General features: G+C 62.7%; 15 protein-coding genes. 8 read left to right on the top strand and 7 right to left on the bottom strand.

What is annotated here, in order from left to right; translation table 11 throughout:
• Nucleotides 1-72: 72 nt before the first annotated feature.
• Complete coding sequence (locus KG088_RS09985; protein ID WP_213825494.1) at nt 73-1,320, top strand: ATP-grasp domain-containing protein; 1,248 nt, start codon at nt 73-75, stop codon at nt 1,318-1,320.
• A gap of 248 nt (nt 1,321-1,568) precedes the next feature.
• On the opposite strand, the gene KG088_RS09980 is transcribed toward KG088_RS09985, so the two are convergent.
• From KG088_RS09980 to KG088_RS09950, 7 genes are all read right to left on the bottom strand, one after another.
• Nucleotides 1,569-1,916 carry a hypothetical protein gene (locus KG088_RS09980; protein WP_213825376.1) on the bottom strand — a complete coding sequence of 116 codons (348 nt, stop codon included), beginning with the start codon at nt 1,914-1,916 and terminating at the stop codon, nt 1,569-1,571.
• A 58-nt stretch (nt 1,917-1,974) separates the two neighbouring features.
• Entirely contained in the window at nt 1,975-3,054 is a 1,080-nt protein-coding gene (locus KG088_RS09975; protein ID WP_213825375.1) for a hypothetical protein, read from the bottom strand.
• 74 nt (nt 3,055-3,128) lie between these two features.
• On the bottom strand, nt 3,129-3,983 hold the full coding sequence (locus tag KG088_RS09970; RefSeq protein WP_213825374.1) for a hypothetical protein: 855 nt from the start codon (nt 3,981-3,983) through the stop codon (nt 3,129-3,131).
• A gap of 15 nt (nt 3,984-3,998) precedes the next feature.
• Nucleotides 3,999-5,258, bottom strand: coding sequence for an amidase (locus tag KG088_RS09965; protein WP_250148179.1), 1,260 nt, complete (start codon nt 5,256-5,258; stop codon nt 3,999-4,001).
• A gap of 161 nt (nt 5,259-5,419) precedes the next feature.
• Nucleotides 5,420-7,228 (bottom strand): hypothetical protein, encoded by a 1,809-nt coding sequence (locus KG088_RS09960; protein WP_213825373.1) that lies wholly within the window; start codon nt 7,226-7,228, stop codon nt 5,420-5,422.
• A 377-nt stretch (nt 7,229-7,605) separates the two neighbouring features.
• On the bottom strand, nt 7,606-8,394 hold the full coding sequence (locus KG088_RS09955; RefSeq protein ID WP_213825372.1) for a sulfite exporter TauE/SafE family protein: 789 nt from the start codon (nt 8,392-8,394) through the stop codon (nt 7,606-7,608).
• Nucleotides 8,395-8,466: 72 nt separating this feature from the next.
• The gene (locus KG088_RS09950; protein WP_213825371.1) at nt 8,467-9,234 is read right to left on the bottom strand and encodes an SDR family NAD(P)-dependent oxidoreductase; all 768 of its coding nucleotides are present in this window, start codon (nt 9,232-9,234) and stop codon (nt 8,467-8,469) included.
• Nucleotides 9,235-9,489: 255 nt separating this feature from the next.
• On the opposite strand from KG088_RS09950, the gene KG088_RS09945 reads away from it, so the two are divergent.
• The 7 genes from KG088_RS09945 to KG088_RS09915 all read left to right on the top strand — a co-directional run bounded on the left by KG088_RS09945 (nt 9,490) and on the right by KG088_RS09915 (nt 16,249).
• Nucleotides 9,490-10,677, top strand: a complete 1,188-nt coding sequence (locus KG088_RS09945) for an acetyl-CoA C-acyltransferase (RefSeq protein ID WP_213825370.1) — start codon at nt 9,490-9,492, stop codon at nt 10,675-10,677.
• Between the two features lie 181 nt (nt 10,678-10,858).
• Nucleotides 10,859-11,578: an arsenical resistance protein ArsH gene (arsH, locus tag KG088_RS09940; RefSeq protein WP_213825369.1), complete on the top strand. Its 720-nt coding sequence runs from the start codon at nt 10,859-10,861 to the stop codon at nt 11,576-11,578.
• A gap of 51 nt (nt 11,579-11,629) precedes the next feature.
• Complete coding sequence (gene arsB, locus KG088_RS09935) at nt 11,630-12,715, top strand: ACR3 family arsenite efflux transporter (RefSeq protein ID WP_213825368.1); 1,086 nt, start codon at nt 11,630-11,632, stop codon at nt 12,713-12,715.
• A 3-nt stretch (nt 12,716-12,718) separates the two neighbouring features.
• On the top strand, nt 12,719-13,012 hold the full coding sequence (locus tag KG088_RS09930) for a CC/Se motif family (seleno)protein (protein WP_213825367.1): 294 nt from the start codon (nt 12,719-12,721) through the stop codon (nt 13,010-13,012).
• A gap of 218 nt (nt 13,013-13,230) precedes the next feature.
• Nucleotides 13,231-14,415 carry a thiolase family protein gene (locus tag KG088_RS09925; RefSeq protein ID WP_213825366.1) on the top strand — a complete coding sequence of 395 codons (1,185 nt, stop codon included), beginning with the start codon at nt 13,231-13,233 and terminating at the stop codon, nt 14,413-14,415.
• A 2-nt stretch (nt 14,416-14,417) separates the two neighbouring features.
• Nucleotides 14,418-14,960 carry an RNA polymerase sigma factor gene (locus KG088_RS09920; protein ID WP_213825365.1) on the top strand — a complete coding sequence of 181 codons (543 nt, stop codon included), beginning with the start codon at nt 14,418-14,420 and terminating at the stop codon, nt 14,958-14,960.
• Nucleotides 14,961-15,187: 227 nt separating this feature from the next.
• The gene (locus KG088_RS09915; RefSeq protein WP_213825364.1) at nt 15,188-16,249 is read left to right on the top strand and encodes an alpha/beta fold hydrolase; all 1,062 of its coding nucleotides are present in this window, start codon (nt 15,188-15,190) and stop codon (nt 16,247-16,249) included.
• Nucleotides 16,250-16,259 lie beyond the last annotated feature (10 nt).

The following is a 16,259-nucleotide window of genomic DNA, read 5'->3' as shown; positions in this document are numbered from 1 at the left end:
GGAGTGCAACTTATGTCGACTGCATCAGAAACCCCTACCTCCACAGACGTTTCAAGCTGGACCGACCCGACAATGGATTCGGTACGTGGCACTGAAACCCCCAAGGATCCTAACAAGGGCTACATCGCACTACTGGGCTGGAGCGTCAATGCCATCAAGGCTGCACAAAAGTTTGACCGCCGCTATGTGGTGGTTGCCCCCGATTGGGCCGCCGATTTCTGCGAAGCCAACAAGATCCCGTACATTCCATGGGATTTTATACGCCTGAACGATCGATCCTTGGAGATTGCGGAACGGCTCAAGGAGGAAGGTGTTGATGTGGCCATACCATTGTTCGAGGAAACCGTCGAATGGTCAGGCGCCATCAATTCCGTCCTGATGGACAACCCGCGCATGTACGGACAATCCATTCTTTTCCGCGACAAGGCACTGATGAAACGCCGCGCCCAGCTTGGCGGCATTCGCGTGGGGATCTTCGAGGAGGCCCACGAGAAGGAGGACGTCGTCCGTTTCATGAAGCGTGTCAACCAGACGCTGCTCAAGCTCGACGGTGATCCCGATGACCCGATTCACGTCAAGGCGTTCGACAAGGCCGGCTGTCTTGGCCATCGCATGATCCGCACGATGGAAGAAATCGAGCATATCCCGGATGAAGAGTATCCGCTGCTGATGGAGAGTCACCTGGACGGCTGGGAATTTGCCGTCGAGGCCTGGATTCACGATGGCAAGATCAAGTTCCTCAACATCTCGGAATACGTGACCCTGGGCTACTCGGTCTTCGTTCCTGCCACTAAGGAGCTCGAGAGCTGGCGCAATGCGATCACCAAGCAGATCGAGAAGCTGATCAAGACGTTCGACATCCAGTTCGGCCTGATCCATCCCGAGTACTTCGTGACGGCAGACGGCGAGATGTACTTCGGCGAGGTTGCCTATCGTCCGCCTGGTTTCAAGGCCTTCGAGCTCATCGAGCGCGCCTACGGATTCAGTGCCTATCAGGCCTCGATGCTGGTCTTCGATCCCAAGAGCACCAAGGAGGAGGTCGATGCCTTCTTCCCAAAGGAAGTGGAGGGTGCGAAAGGCTATGCGGGTTGCTTTGGCGTGTATCCACGTCGTCGTGTCGTCAGCAAGCTAGAGATGCCCAAGGAAACCATCGAGCACCCGTACTTCGAGTCCCACGAACTGGTCGCACCGACCGAAGAAACGGTTCCGGACCGGTCTGCATTCGGTACGCACTGGGGTCTCGTGTTCTTCTTCGGTGACGATCCGATCACGATGCGCGACCTGCTCAAGGCTCAAGAGGACCTGGACTTCTACGTTTAGTAATTCGTTCAAGGCTATCCCGTATTGAGACTGGAGGTAACCTGGAAGTAACAAAGGGCAGGGCTAAGGCCCTGCCCTTTTCAAGCAGACTCATTGGTTCGTCTGATCAGTACTGAGTCATATCAAGTAAATGGGATGGGCTCAGGCGAACACTCACTGGAGCCTCGTATTCTTCTTCGCTGACAATCCGATTGCGGACACAGGATTTGCCCTTGCAAGACTCATAGCGCGTTCATGGAATCCAGGCGCTAGAAGCGATAGCCCAGCGCCTCGAGCCTTTCTCGAGTCGATGTGGCCATCATGGCCGCGGCGGAGTCGTTATCAACCGATGCCCAAGGCACGACCACTACGCCCACCTCGTCATGCTGAACCAGCAGCGCCTCCCCGCAATGCCGGCAGGCCTGGACGTCGCCCCCCGAGGCTTCTTCCCGGCTGTCGAGGTCGTCGAGGCCCTGGCAGATCTGCACGACCTCTCGCGACCAGAGGGTGACCGCCTCTCCTGCGGCGGTAGAAGCCATGCCAAGTGGCGTACCGCAGGCCAGCAGACAGATCGCACCGCAGCGACATTCCAACTGTTGGTAGAGTCCATTGCTCATGGCGCCCTTCTCGATCGGGTCGTGGGGTCCCAGTATGGCAGTCGGGAGCCATCCTCACCTACTCATTGAGTCGGCCAAGGATACGATAGGCATTCGGCGCCGGTTCGCCCTCCCCACGCCTGGCCGCCTGCGTCTCGAGCTGCTCAGCCTGGCTGACGGCGGCTGCAGAGACCGCGGTCTCGAGGGAAAAAAATAACGAAGCCTCCCGGGCTTCGCCGATGGCCTCGAGCAGCTGGGTTTGCATCGTGGGCCGATGGATCGCCGCCTGCATCTTGAGCAACGCGTACTCGCTGCCGGCGATGCTCGCCAAGGTCACGGCGGTGGTCAGCGTACCCGCCACGAGGGCACCAGGGCCGGTCGGGGCAGTGGCCGCCGCGGTAGCCCCACCCGTGGCCAGCGCGCGCGCAGTGCCTGTCCCCAGCCGCACAACCAGGCTGCGCAGGGCCATGCGGCTACCCTGCACGGCGGCAGAAGCGCCGAGCCGCCGAGCCAGAGTACGCCCCGCCAGCAGCCCGGCACCGCTGCCTCCCGCGGCCGCAGTGCTCCAGCGGGCGGTATCCAGGCCATCCTGCAGAGCATGCTGCAGCACCCCATCCAGATCGAACTCATGAACGGGCTGCTCGCTCTCCCCCTCTGCCGCCACCTGTCGTGAGACGTAGCGTTCATGGAGCGTCGATGTCAGCTCTGTGGCCAGGCCCTGCTGCTCCCTGGCGAGGCGTTGCGGATAATCTACCTGGAGCTCGGCCAGGGCCGCCTCGATGCCGCTCGGCCTCACCAGCCGCTGATGGAGCTGCTCATCCAGCCAGGCGTCCGCGTCACCGACCAAGGCCACGCCAAGACGCATGTAGCTGCCACCGGGGGAGTAGTACCAGTCGAGATAGTCCGGCACCGCCAACGTCAGGGGGGCAAAGGCCTGATCGAGGCGCTCCTCCAACCATGGCGTCATTCGGGCCATCAGCCGTGCCTCGATATCTCCTGTCATCGCCTGTATGTCGCGGCTCAGAGCAGCATGATTCTCGGCGTCCAGAGTCAGCGGCTGGCCATTGACGATCACGCGGTACAGCGGGTCATCGGTGCGCTGCTCCAACAGCCGGAGGCCCGTGCCGAGCACCAGCATCAGCCCCAGGATCATCAACAACGACAACGCCCAATGGCGCCATACGCATGGCAACCCCCGTCCAGCTGTCATTGAGGATGAAACATGGCAAAGGCTCATGATGATGACCCTCGGATACCCGACCGATCGACGTTCCCGCCATTGTGGCGACCTTCCCGGCACAGCACATCGGCGCCGACCAGCAGTCGGACATAGGCCCAGGCGAACGCGCTCTGGGTCAGCAGCAATAGCACCCAGCCCAGCAGCGCGGCTGAGTTGGCGACCCGAAGACTCTGCATGGCATTCTGCATGACCCACACCTGAGTGATTTCGGCAGTGCTGCCCACGCGCACGAAGAATCCCAGCAATGAGTCGTTCTCACGCCCCTGTAAATGTTCGAGAAGTGCCTCTTCCCAGCGTAGCCCCACCAGGTAGGGCTGGGGTAGCCAGAGGACAGTCATCACCAGCGCGATCATCAGCAACCCCGCGGTGGGCAGCATCAGCAGGCGACGAGTCACTGCATCCACGTGGCGCGCGATCACGTGACGTGACAGTCGGCGACGCAGCAGATCTCTCGACACCACCATGGCAACCGCCCCCAGGAGCAACACTGGCCAGCAAACCAGCGGCAACAGTCGCAATTCAACTAACAGCACCAACGCCAGCCCCACGCCCAGTAACTGATGACGCACCACCATCACCACGCCGCCGCGCAACCAGCGATGCCAGGGAGAACGTTCATACAGGTACTGCCCAAGCCAGGCACGACGACGCAACCGGGCCGCTTCGAGACTGCCGGCCACGATCAATTGAGTGGCCATAACCCAGACTGGCAGAAACAGTATCTCGGCGACCGCAAGCCCCGTCAGTGACCAGAACAGCAGGACCCCGAGCGTCAGCACGAGATGTACGTGCCGCCGAAGTAGCCACCCGTATCGCCCCCATGACAGTGCCTTCAGCCATTGCAACATTGGCTAGATGATCGCCTATCCCGTTTGAGCACGCATCAAGGTTCGCGCGATCGACAGCAAGCGGTCGTCGTCATAGCGATCGCCGATCAGCTGGACGCCTACCGGTAACCCCTGCTCGCCCTGGCTGATCGGCAGGTTGAGGCAAGGCACTCCCAGTAGGGTCCAGGCACGACAAAACAGCGGATCACCGGTGGCACCCAGCCCTATTGGTGCCACACCTTGCGCGCTGGCGGCGAGAATCACGTCGACGTCTACGTCGAATCTACGCGAAAGCAACTGGCGCAGCTCGGTCGTGGCGCGCTGGGCCTCCCGGTAACGTGCGTAGGAGAGCGCCAGGCCTTGCTGAATCAACTCCACCAGTTTCGGCCCCATCTGTTGGGCATGGTGTTGGTACTCGCTGGCCAGACTCTGGGAGGCCTCATAAGCCATGACGACCTTCTGGTGCTCGACCAGGTCATCGAAGCGCGCATCGAACGGCAAGACGACGACACTGGCGCCAACTTTCTCGAACCGCTCCTGAGCCTGACGTAGTGCCTGGGTCACGTCGGCATTCAGCGCCTCGTTGCCGGGCAGACTGCATACCCCGACACGAATACCGGTGAGATCCGGGAGCGCCTCGATGGCCGGGGCTCGCGTCAGGGTCGAAAATGTCGTGCAGATATCCTCGATATGTCTGGCAAACCAGCCCAGGGTATCCAATGACGGCGCGAAGGGCTTGATCCCGGCGGTGCTGACGGTGTCGAAGGTCGGCTTGTAGCCGTAGATGCCACAGTAGCTTGCCGGGCGAATGATGCTACCCGCCGTCTGGGTGCCGAGCGCCAGGGGCACCATGCCATCCGCCACCGCCGCTGCGGAACCACTGGAGGACCCCCCTGGGGTACGCGAAGTGTCATGGGGGTTGCGGGTCTTGCCGGGGGTGAAATAAGCGAACTCGGTGGATACGGTCTTGCCCAGGACCAGCGCCCCCTGCTGCTGCAGCAGCGTTACCACGGCGGCATCGACGAGAGAGCCGTCGCTCGTCATATAGCCTCCGGTCCCCCAGGCGGTGGGCATATCGCAGGTATCGATGATGTCCTTGACGCCCACGGGCACGCCGCGCAGCGCGCCTTCGGCGGGGGCATGCCCCACCTCGGGACTGAGGAACTCCCAGGCCTGCACCTCGGATTCCCGGGCCTCGATACGCTCACGGCAGGCCTGCCACCAGTCGAGTGGCTTAGCCTCGCCGCTGGCAAGCCGCGCCTGAAAGGCGTCGATATTCATGTCATGTAGCTGCAAATTGAACTCTCCTCTGCCGCACCCCAATCACACCGGCATTGCCTTGGGACAATGCAGGACAACGCTGGGTGGTGTCTCGGCGCGCAGCCGGGAGATACGGTGGGCGGCTATGGACGGGTCAAGGTGCCCCCCAGTGCCTGAAAGACAAGGGGGGGACCAGCTCAGGGCAGAATGACGGTGAGACCTGGCACCACCCGATCCGGATTCTCGATGATGTGCTGGTTGGCCTGGTGAATGGTTGTCCAGAGGTTGGCGTCACCATAGTAGCGCAGAGCCACATCACCCAGGGTCTCTCCCGATTGTAGGGTGTAGAGCGTTCCCCCCTGTACCCTTGTCACCAAGGACTGTTCACGCCGCAAGTCCGCCACTACGTCATCGTAATCGGCTTGCGGGTCGTCGGCGTCGCTACTGCCGCGGCGCAACGCTTCGTGGGCAGTACGAAGTCGAGAGGCCTGTTCGGACGCGGCCGCCTGGGCGCTGTCGAGATCAAGCTCACCCCCCTCCTCAGAAGGAAGCAGAGCGCGAAGCTGCTCGACTTCGGTCCGAAGGGGAGTCACGGTGTCGCTGCGCACTTCAGCCAATTCGGCATCCAGCTCATCGCGCTCGCTGCGGACCTCGGACAGCTCGGTATCCAGTTCATCGCGCGCGGTGCTAACCTCGGACAGCTCGGCGTCCAGTTCATCGCGCGCGGTGCGGACCTCGGACAGCTCGGCATCCAGCTCATCGCGCGCGGTGCGGACCTCGGACAGCTCGGCATCCAGCTCATCGCGCGCGGTGCGGACCTCGGCCAGCTCGGAGTCCAGCTCGTCTCGCTCGCTGCGAACCTCGGACAGCTCAGCATCCAGCTCATCGCGCGCGGTGCGGACCTCGGACAGCTCGGTATCCAGCTCATCGCGCGCGGTGCGGACCTCGGACAGCTCGGCATCCAGCTCATCGCGCTCGGTGCGGACCTCGGCCAGCTCGGTATCCAGCTCGCCTCGCTCGGTGCGGACCTCGGACAGCTCGGTATCCAGTTCATCGCGCGCGGTGCGGACCTCGGCCAGCTCGGAGTCCAGCTCGTCTCGCTCGCTGCGAACCTCGGACAGCTCGGTATCCAGCTCATCGCGCGCGGTGCGGACCTCGGACAGCTCGGCGTCCAGTTCATCGCGCGCGGTGCGGACTTCGGACAGCTCGGCGTCCAGTTCATCGCGCTCGCTGCGGACCTCGGACAGCTCGGTATCCAGTTCATCGCGCGCGGTGCTAACCTCGGACAGCTCGGCGTCCAGTTCATCGCGCTCGGTGCGGACTTCGGACAGCTCGGCGTCGGTCTCTTCGCGTAGTTGAACCAGATCTGCCTCCAGGCCATCAGCGCGTTCTTCCAACGCCGCGATATCCGACTCGCGTGCTTGCCTGGCCTCCTCACTAGCCTCTAGCTCATCGCGGGCTTCCGCGAGTTCCTGCTGGATGTTGTCGTGCTCGGCGACCAGGGATTGACGCTGTTCCCGGACGTCTTCCAGTTCTGCCCGCGCCTGCTCCGCCTCAGACGTTGCGGTCGCGATGGCATCCTCGGCCTGCTCGCGTTGCTCTTCAGCTTCCGACACTCGTGATTCGAGTGTTTCCCGTTCAGATTCGCTTTCAGCAAGGCGCTCCTCGAAAGTCTCAAGCTCCGTGTTCGCTCGTTCGAGTTCCTCCTCGAGTTCAGTAGCGCGCGCCTCGAGATCGCGATTCTCGCTTTTCAGCTCCTGAAGGCGGTCATCAGGCTCGGCAACCTCGGTGGAGCCGTTGGTATCCTGTTCGGACTCGGCCACATCGGTGGAGCCGTTAGTATCCTGTTCGGACTCGGCCACGTCGGTGGAACCATTGGTATCCTGTTCGGGTTCGGCGAGCAGGTAACCGGGCAGGACAGTAAGCGATATCGCCGTTGCCATGGCAATCGCCAGCGGGGTTCGGCGTAGCTTGCGTTGGCTCGTCTCGGGCAAAGTGTCGCTCATGTGGGTCTCCTGTGGCTGACAGTGGGACATCAGACGAAAGCTGCCGACGACCGCCGGCAATAGGTGCGGGATTTGTGCCGGGTGGTAACGCACACCCAAGCGCCGCACTGCGTCGTCACCCGTTCGAGTCTATACAAGAGACAACCCCGACGCTGCATTAGCAGATTACGCTTCTTGGGATTAGAACTCTCAATGCATGGCCGGGCCTCGCTGGCGCAACGACAGCATCAAGAAGAGCGACTCGATGAACAACGACAATCTGGGAATCCACTCTTGGTCAGTCACCACCACCTCGGATCAGGCTCAACACTGATTCGGTCAAAGACGACTCTGGCTCTGTGGCTTGAGTGCGGGGTTGGGTGTCACTGGTCGTCGAATCACACCAACAGCCTCAAACCTATCATCAGGATCAACAACGAAAACAACCTTCTGAGCAGCTCAGACGGTAGATAGTGCGCGGCCATGACCCCTAACCTGGCGCTGGGTACGCTGCATACCACCATCCCTAAAAATGCCGGCCAGTAAAGATAGCCCGTGGCGTAGGCCGGCAGCGCCGCCTTATCCAGGCCCGTGACGACAAAGGTCAGGGCACCAAACACGGCGATGGGAAATCCGCAAGCGGCCGAGGTGCCGATAGCACGCTTCAACGAGGCCCCCGAGCGTACCAGCCAAGGCACGCTGAGCACCCCGCCTCCCACACCGAACAAGGCCGAAAAGGCGCCGATCACCGTACCGGCAGCGCCCATGGCCCAACGGCTGGCGCCTTCTTCCGAGGCAGGTGGCATCCGTGTCAGCATCATGCGCGCGGCAACGAAAATTAGAAAGAGCCCGAAGAACAGCTCGAGCATGGCGGCCTGGATGAGGCTCGCGATCACGCCGCCCAGCACGGCACCCGCCATCAGCCCCGGCAGCATCCTGGTCAGCATGTCTCGTGATATCGCACCCTTCTGCCAGTGACCGAGCGCCGACGAGGCCCCTGTCACGGCAATCGCGGCAAGCGAGGTCCCGATCGCCATGTGAATCACCAGCGACTCGTCGATGCCTTGAACCTTGAGGCCAAAGATCAGCGCCGGGACCATCACGACGCCGCCGCCGATGCCGAACAGTCCTGCAATGAAGCCCGCCACAGCGCCGACCGAGAAGAGGAACAGTAAGCTTGCGAGCATCGAGAACGCCTGGTATGGAAGTGGAAGGCAGGACCGCCAGAGGCCCCAGCATGATGGATGGCCTCAGTGAACTCACTGCATGCGGATCCCGCCATCCAGGCGGATGACCTCTCCGTTGAGCATGGCATTGGTAATGATGTGTTCGACCAGGCGAGCGAACTCGTCGGGCCTACCCAGCCGTTTAGGGAAGGGCACCGCCGCAAACAACGCCTCAACGGCCTCCTCGGGAATATCGTGCATCATCGGGGTCTCGAAAACCCCGGGGGCGATGGACATGACGCGCACGCCGTGGCGCGACAGTTCGCGGGCCGCCGGCAGGCTCATCCCTACGACACCGGCCTTGGAGGCACTGTAGGCACACTGCCCGACCTGACCGTCGAAGGCGGCAACCGACGCCGTATTGATGATCACTCCACGCTCGCCATCCTCGCCTGGCTCATTTCCAACCATTGCCGCCGCAGCCAAACGCATTACGTTGAACGTACCAACCAGGTTAATCTGCACGGTGCGGGCATAGGCTTCGAGGTCAGCGGGATTGCCCTCGCGGTCGACCAGCTTGGCGGCACTGACGACCCCGGCACAGTGGACCACGCCCGCCAGACCACGGCCGTCGGCAAGAGTCATGGCCGCATCGATGGCGGCCTGAATATCCTCGCCCGAGGTCACATCAGCGCGTATCGCGGTGGCCCAGTTGCCCAGACGCCGGGCATACGCTTCGACGGCCTCGTCCAGATCGCAGAGCAGCACGCGTCCTCCGGCTGCGACCAGTCGCTCGGCGGTCGCCGCTCCCAGCCCCGACGCGGCCCCTGTGATCAGAAAGGTGTGGTTCTTGACTTGCATGACAGAGTTCCTCGCCGTCAATAAGCGTGGGCTCTAGGGCCGGACCGTCAGATGGGTCAGATCCTTGCGAGGCACAGAGCCATTCACTACATTCATCGACAACCATCTCAGCGCTGATTGCCTTGAGAACACCATAGCCCTGACGATAGGTCAACGCGACGTGCCGGGAATCGGTTTGCTGGCACGCTTGCCTTCCAGCCACGTGCAGCCCTTTGTCACGCCAGACGCCTGCGGCTACAGTCAGGAATTCGCCTCATGAATCCTTCCAACGATATTGTCTTTCTCTCGGCCACTCGCACCCCGATGGGCGCCATGCTCGGTAGTCTGGCGAGCCTTAGCGCACCGGAACTCGGTGCCGCAGCGATCCGAGCCGCCATCGAGCGCGCCGGCATCGAGGCCTCCGCCATCGACGAGGGCATTCTGGGCTGCGTATTACCCGCCGGGGTCAAGCAGGGCCCGGCCCGCCAGGCCATGCGCCAGGCCGGCATTCCGGATGGCATCGGTGCCACCACCATCAATAAGTTATGCGGCTCGGGCATGAAGGCCGCCATGTTGGCACATGACTTGATCCGCGCCGGCAGCGGCGAGGTGATACTGGCCGGCGGCATGGAGTCCATGTCCAATGCACCCCACGTGCTGACCAAGGCGCGTGCCGGCTATCGCTTGGGCCATGGCGAGCTCAAGGACCACATGTTCCTCGATGGACTGGAGGACGCCGAGACCGGCAAGCTAATGGGGGGCTTCGCCCAGGACGTCGCCAGCGCACGTGACTACTCCCGCGAGCGGCTCGACGACTTCGCTATCGCCTCGCTGGAACGCGCAATGGAGGCCACCAATGCCGGCCAGCTCAATGCCGAGATGGTGCCAGTGACCGTCGCCAGCCGCCAGGGCGAGAGCGTGGTGGATCACGACGAGCAGCCCTTCCAGGCCAAGCTCGACAAGATCCGCTCGCTGCGACCGGCCTTCGCCAAGGACGGAACCATCACCGCCGCCAACTCCAGCTCCATCTCCGATGGCGCCTCAGCGCTGATCCTCTCCAGCCAGGCCGCCGCCGACCGCGTCGGGGCCAAACCCATCGCACGGATGCTCGGGCACAGCACCCACTCGAAGCATCCCAGCGAGTTCACCATCGCTCCAGTCGGCGCCATCGACAAGCTCATGAAGAAGCTCGACTGGCGCGTTGCCGATGTCGATCTCTTCGAGATCAACGAGGCCTTCGCCGTGGTCACCCTGATGGCCATGGACGACCTGGGCCTGCCCCACGACAAGGTCAACGTTTTCGGTGGCGCCTCCGCCCAGGGCCACCCCATCGGCTCCACGGGCTCGCGCATCATCGCCACCCTGATTCACGCCCTGCGCACCAGGGGCGGCAAGCGCGGCATCGCCAGCCTGTGTATCGGTGGCGGCGAGGCCACCGCCGTGGCAATAGAACGGGTCGACTGACCCTCTACCCAACCTTACTATTCCGGCATGACCCACCAGGGTCAGTCTCTGGGGTCGGTCTCGGAGAAGCGACCCACTTGATCATATATGGGATAACATATATCTTCGCATGACACTTGTTAGCCTTATCGCGGCTAAAAAGCCTTCACTGCCTGATTTTTGCCCATCGACTGGAAATACCATGTCATCCCTGCATGACCTGCCCAATATCGATCACGCGCTGTTTCGGGTGCCCGACCCGACATCTCTGGGTCTTCCCGAGGGCACGGCCCATGCGCCACGCATCCTGCTGCTCTATGGTTCTCTCCGGCAGCGATCCTTCAGTCGCCTGGCGGTCGAAGAAGCCGCTCGGCTGTTGCGTGCCATGGGTGCCGACACCCACCTCTTCGATCCGCGCGGCTTGCCGTTGCCAGACAGCGAAGAGGCCTCCCATCCCAAGGTGGCGGAACTTCGCGAGTTGGCCCAATGGGCTGAAGGCATGGTCTGGTGTTCGCCGGAGCGTCACGGCTCGATGAGCGGCATCATGAAGGCACAGATCGACTGGATTCCGCTGGCTCTGGGGGCGGTGCGCCCGACCCAGGGCAAGACACTGGCGGTGATGCAGGTCTGCGGTGGCTCCCAATCATTCAATACCGTGAACCAGCTACGCGTGCTGGGGCGCTGGATGCGCATGCTGACCATCCCCAATCAGTCGTCGGTACCCAAGGCCTTCATGGAATTCGACGACAACGACCGCATGAAGCCTTCGCCCTACTACGACCGCATCGTCGATGTCATGGAGGAGCTGGTGAAGTTCACCTGGCTGGTACGCGACCGCAGCGAGCTACTGACCGACCGCTACTCGGAGCGCAAGGAGAGTGCCGAGGCTTTCTCCGCCAGGGTCAACCAGCGTGCCCTTTGACCCTGACATCCAAGCGATGCGCAACCGATCAATGATGAAAGGAGTCATGGCATGACCACACACCTGGAATCCTCCGCCCCCAGCGTATCCGAGGGCATGGGGCTGTTCGAACGCCTCCTGTCGCTCTGGGTGGCACTGGCCATTGTGGCGGGCATCCTGCTCGGCCAGTTCGCCCCGGCCGTTCCCGAGGCCCTGTCACGCTTTGAGTATGCCCAGGTGTCGATCCCGGTTGCGGTGCTGATCTGGGCGATGATCTTTCCCATGATGGTACAGATCGACTTCACCTCGATCCTTGGAGTACGCCGCCAGCCCAAGGGGCTGGTCATTACCACCACGGTCAACTGGCTGATCAAGCCGTTCAGCATGTTCGCCATCGCCTGGTTCTTCCTGACGGTAGTCTTCGCGCCGCTGATTCCGGCAGACCGCGCCAGTGAATATCTGGCCGGGGCCATTCTACTGGGTGCGGCCCCCTGCACGGCCATGGTGTTCGTATGGAGTTATCTGTCTCGTGGTGACGCTGCCTACACCCTAGTACAGGTGGCACTCAATGATCTGATCATGCTGTTCGCCTTCGCCCCCATTGTGGTCTTTCTGCTCGGCGTATCGAATATCCAGGTGCCTTGGGACACAGTGGCGCTATCCGTAGTGCTGTATATCGTTATTCCGCTGGCCGCCGGCTACCTGACCCGCCGAGCCGTCATCCAGCGACGCGGCATCGAGTGGTTCGATAACGTCTTCATGAAACGCCTGGCGCCGGTCACCCCGACTGGGCTGATCATCACCTTGGTGTTGCTGTTCGCCTTTCAGGGTGAAGTGATTCTCGAGGCGCCACTACATATCTTGCTGATCGCCATCCCGCTGATCATCCAGACCTTCCTGATCTTCTTTATCGCCTACGGCTGGGCCAAGGCTTGGAAGGTCCCCCACAACGTGGCAGCGCCCGGGGCGATGATCGGCGCCAGCAACTTCTTCGAGCTGGCGGTGGCCGCCGCCATCGCGCTGTTCGGCATGCAGTCCGGCGCGGCTCTGGCTACCGTAGTGGGTGTGCTGGTGGAGGTGCCGCTGATGCTCGCTCTGGTGCGCATCGCCAACAACACCCGCGAGCACTTTCCGACGGCGATCGAGGCACGAGGCTGAGCCATGCCCATTAAGGTAACCGCTGCGGCTCGGGAGTGGCTGCTGAAACAGGGTGGGGTGGTGACGATCCGCCTCTCACCCCGCCACGGCTGCTGCGGCGGGGGTACCCACGTTGCCGTAGCCGAGGCGCGGACCCCGGACGATCCTTTCGCCTTTACGCGGTTCGATTCAGAAGGGCTCGTGATCTACTTCGCCCCCTCACTCGAGGACCAGGCGCTTGTTGTCGATCTCCAGGGCTTACTGGGCATCAAGAAGCTCTTCGTGGAAGGCGTCTCGCCCACCCGTCTCTCGGAATAAGACATGTTCAGACGCAAACGGGTCGCCGAAGATATCGTACGCGACGCCCAGTGCCCGGCACTGATGGCGCCGAGCCAGCCTTCCTGAAATCGAAAGCTTCCCTAATTGACATCGGTCAGGATCGCCTTAGAAGAACTATGCTAAAGCTGACTTGAACCCATATTAGTCTCGAAGCGGCCTAACTGGTCGCCACCGCGCTCAACACCAGGAGTCTCTTCATGTCTTCACGTGACGTCGTCATCTGCCATCCCGTCCGCACCGCCATCGGGACCTACGCCGGCAGTCTCAAGGACACCCCTGCTTCGGACCTCGGCGCAAGGGTCATTCAGGAGACCCTGTCCCGATCCGGCCTGGCTGCCGACGAGGTACAATCACTGATAATGGGCCATGTGATCCAGGCTGGGTGCCGCATGAACTCGGGTCGTCAGGCCGGCATTGCCGGGGGGTTGCCCGTGGATGTACCGGCGCTGACCGTCAATCGGATCTGCGGCTCCGGCGCTCAGGCCGTGGCCAATGCCGCCATGGAGATCTGGAGCGGCATGGCCGACTGCACCATCGCCGGTGGCATGGAGAACATGGACCGCGCACCCTATGTGCTGCCCCAGGGACGCTGGGGGGCCCGGATGGGTGACGTGACGATGTTCGACAGCATGCTGCTCGACGGCCTCAATGACGCCTTCAGCGGCAAGCACGCCGGCTGGCATACTGAAGACCTGGCCAGTCGCTACAACATCTCCCGCGACGACCAGGACGCCTGGGCCCTACGTTCCCAGCTGAATTTCTCGAAAGCCCAGGAAGCCGGCCATTTTGACGCCGAGATTGCCCCTGTCGAGCTCACCAGCCGCAAGGGCACCATTAGCTTCGCCCGGGACGAGCACAACCGCGGCGACACCACCGCCGAGTCCTTGGCAAAGCTCAAGCCGGCCTTCCGCAAGGAAGGCACCATCACCGCGGGCAACGCCCCGGGACTCAACAGCGGCGCGGCCGCGATGATCGTCGCCGAGCGCGGCTGGGCCGAGCAGCACGGTCTCGCTCCCGTGGCCCGCCTGGTGGCCTTCGGTGTCGCTGCCGTGGAGCCGGACTACTTCGGCATCGGCCCGGTACCGGCCGTGAAGCAGGCCCTCGAGCGTGCCGGCTGGTCGGTGGGCGACCTGGACCGGGTCGAGATCAACGAAGCCTTCGCCGCCATCGCCCTGGCCTGCCAGCGAGAATTGGGACTGCCGGAAGACATCGTTAACGTCGAGGGCGGTGCCATCGCTCACGGTCACCCCATCGGCGCCACCGGCGCGGTACTGACCACTCGTCTGCTGCACGCCATGCAACGCAACGGTGAACGCCGGGGGATTGTCACCCTGTGCATCGGCGGCGGCCAGGGTATCGCCCTGGCGCTGGAGACCCTGTAACCATGGCAACAGGTGCGCCGTGCATCGAAGTCGCCTGGGATGCTCACCATGGCGAGCTCAGGGGCTTCTTGCTCAAACACTGCGGCAACCGGGAAGCCGCCGATGACCTCCTCCAAGGGGTCTATACCAAGGCGCTGGCCCATCGCACCCGCTTCTGCCAGCTGGATTCCCCGCGTGCCTGGCTGTTTCGCGTGGCACGCCACCAATCGATGGATGAATGGCGCCGCACGGGGCGGCTGATTGACGGCGAACCGCCCGAGATACCGGTGGACGATACCTCGCCGGCACCGCTGGAAAGCCTCGCGGGCTGTATCGACCGCGCCCTGCCCCATCTTTCGTCGGAGGATCGAGACATCCTGCAGCGCTGCGATCTCGAAGGAAGCAGGCAGGCAGACTATGCCGAAGACCATGGTTTAGGTCTGCCGGCCACCAAGGCGCGGCTGCGCCGGGCCCGGCAAAGGCTGCGTGAACGGCTGATCGAGCAGTGCGACATCGCCTTCGATGCCGAGGGCCGCGTCTGCTGCCACAAGGCCGAATCCACATGAAACGTCTAAGAACTCTAAAGAGGCGCTGCAACCGACGGTTTCCCCGCGGCTAAGCTGGCGCGTTGAGCCTTCGGCAGAACGACAGGCGTGGGCTATACCACACAAATCCGTTTGCAGAACGTTTTCCTGATATGGTTTCTATTACCTTCTGAGCTGCACGGCGCATCACAGAGAGGGCATGTGCGTCGTCCGAAGACATTTGAGCGTAAGAGACAGCGAATGGCCGTATGAGGCAACGAATCGGCTTCTGCACAACACTGGACGGAGTGCGCATCGCTTACGCGCTTTCCGGTCAAGGTTCGCCGCTGCTGCGCGTGGGTGGTTGGCTGAGCCATGCCGAGCACGACTGGCACAGTCCGGTGTGGCAACCGTGGCTGCGCGAGCTTACGAGGCACCATTCGCTGGCCCGTTTCGACATCCGCGGTTCTGGTTTGTCTGATCACACCGCTGCAGAGCAGGGCTTGGAGGCATGGGTGCGTGATCTCGAAGCGGTGGCGGACAGCCTGGGATGGCGGCAGTTCTCCCTGCTCGGGCTGTGTCAGGGAGGCCCGATCGCGCTGCGTTATGCGCAGAGGCATCCAGAGCGGGTCAGTCGTCTGGTGCTCTACAACAGCTACCCCAACGGGGCTTTCAGCCACGGGGCGTCCGATCGCAAGAAGGCGGAGGCCGAAGCCTTATCTCGGCTGATCGAGGTCGGTTGGGGGCGCAGTAGCGGCGCGTTCCGCGAGCTGTTCGCGCGGCTATTGTCGCCGCGCAAGCATGTTGAGCAGATCGAATGGTGGGATGAACTCCAGCGGATCACCGCATCGCCGCAGAACGCGCAGAGGTTATGGCGGGGATTCCACGAAATCGACGTGCGCGACGCCCTGCAGCATATCCGTTGTCCGACGCTGGTCGCGCATGTCGAAGGTGACGCCATGGTGCCCTTCGAGCTGGGACGTATCCTGGCAGCGCAGATTCTGGGCGCGCGCTTTCTGCCGCTGGCTGGAGACACCCACATTCTGCAGCCCGACGACCCTGGCTGGCGCCCCTTCTTCGGTGAGTTGCGGCGCTTCCTCGCCGACGGCCCCATTGCAGCGGGGCCGACCTTCGATGCGCTGACTCGCCGCGAGCGCGTCGTGCTCGACAGCGTCGCGCGCGGGCAGTCCAACGCCGAGATCGCCGTTGCGTTGTCGGTTGCGGTGAAGACGGTGCGCAACCACACCAGCAACATCGCCGGCAAGCTGGGTGCCACCAGCCGTGCACAACTCATCGTACTGGCCCGACAAGCGGGGTTCGGCGACGACTGACCCTTATTGC

The sequence above is a fragment of the Halomonas jincaotanensis genome (assembly GCF_018448785.1).
Taxonomy (GTDB): domain Bacteria; phylum Pseudomonadota; class Gammaproteobacteria; order Pseudomonadales; family Halomonadaceae; genus Halomonas; species Halomonas jincaotanensis.
This window is presented reverse-complemented; position numbering and strand designations above follow the sequence as displayed.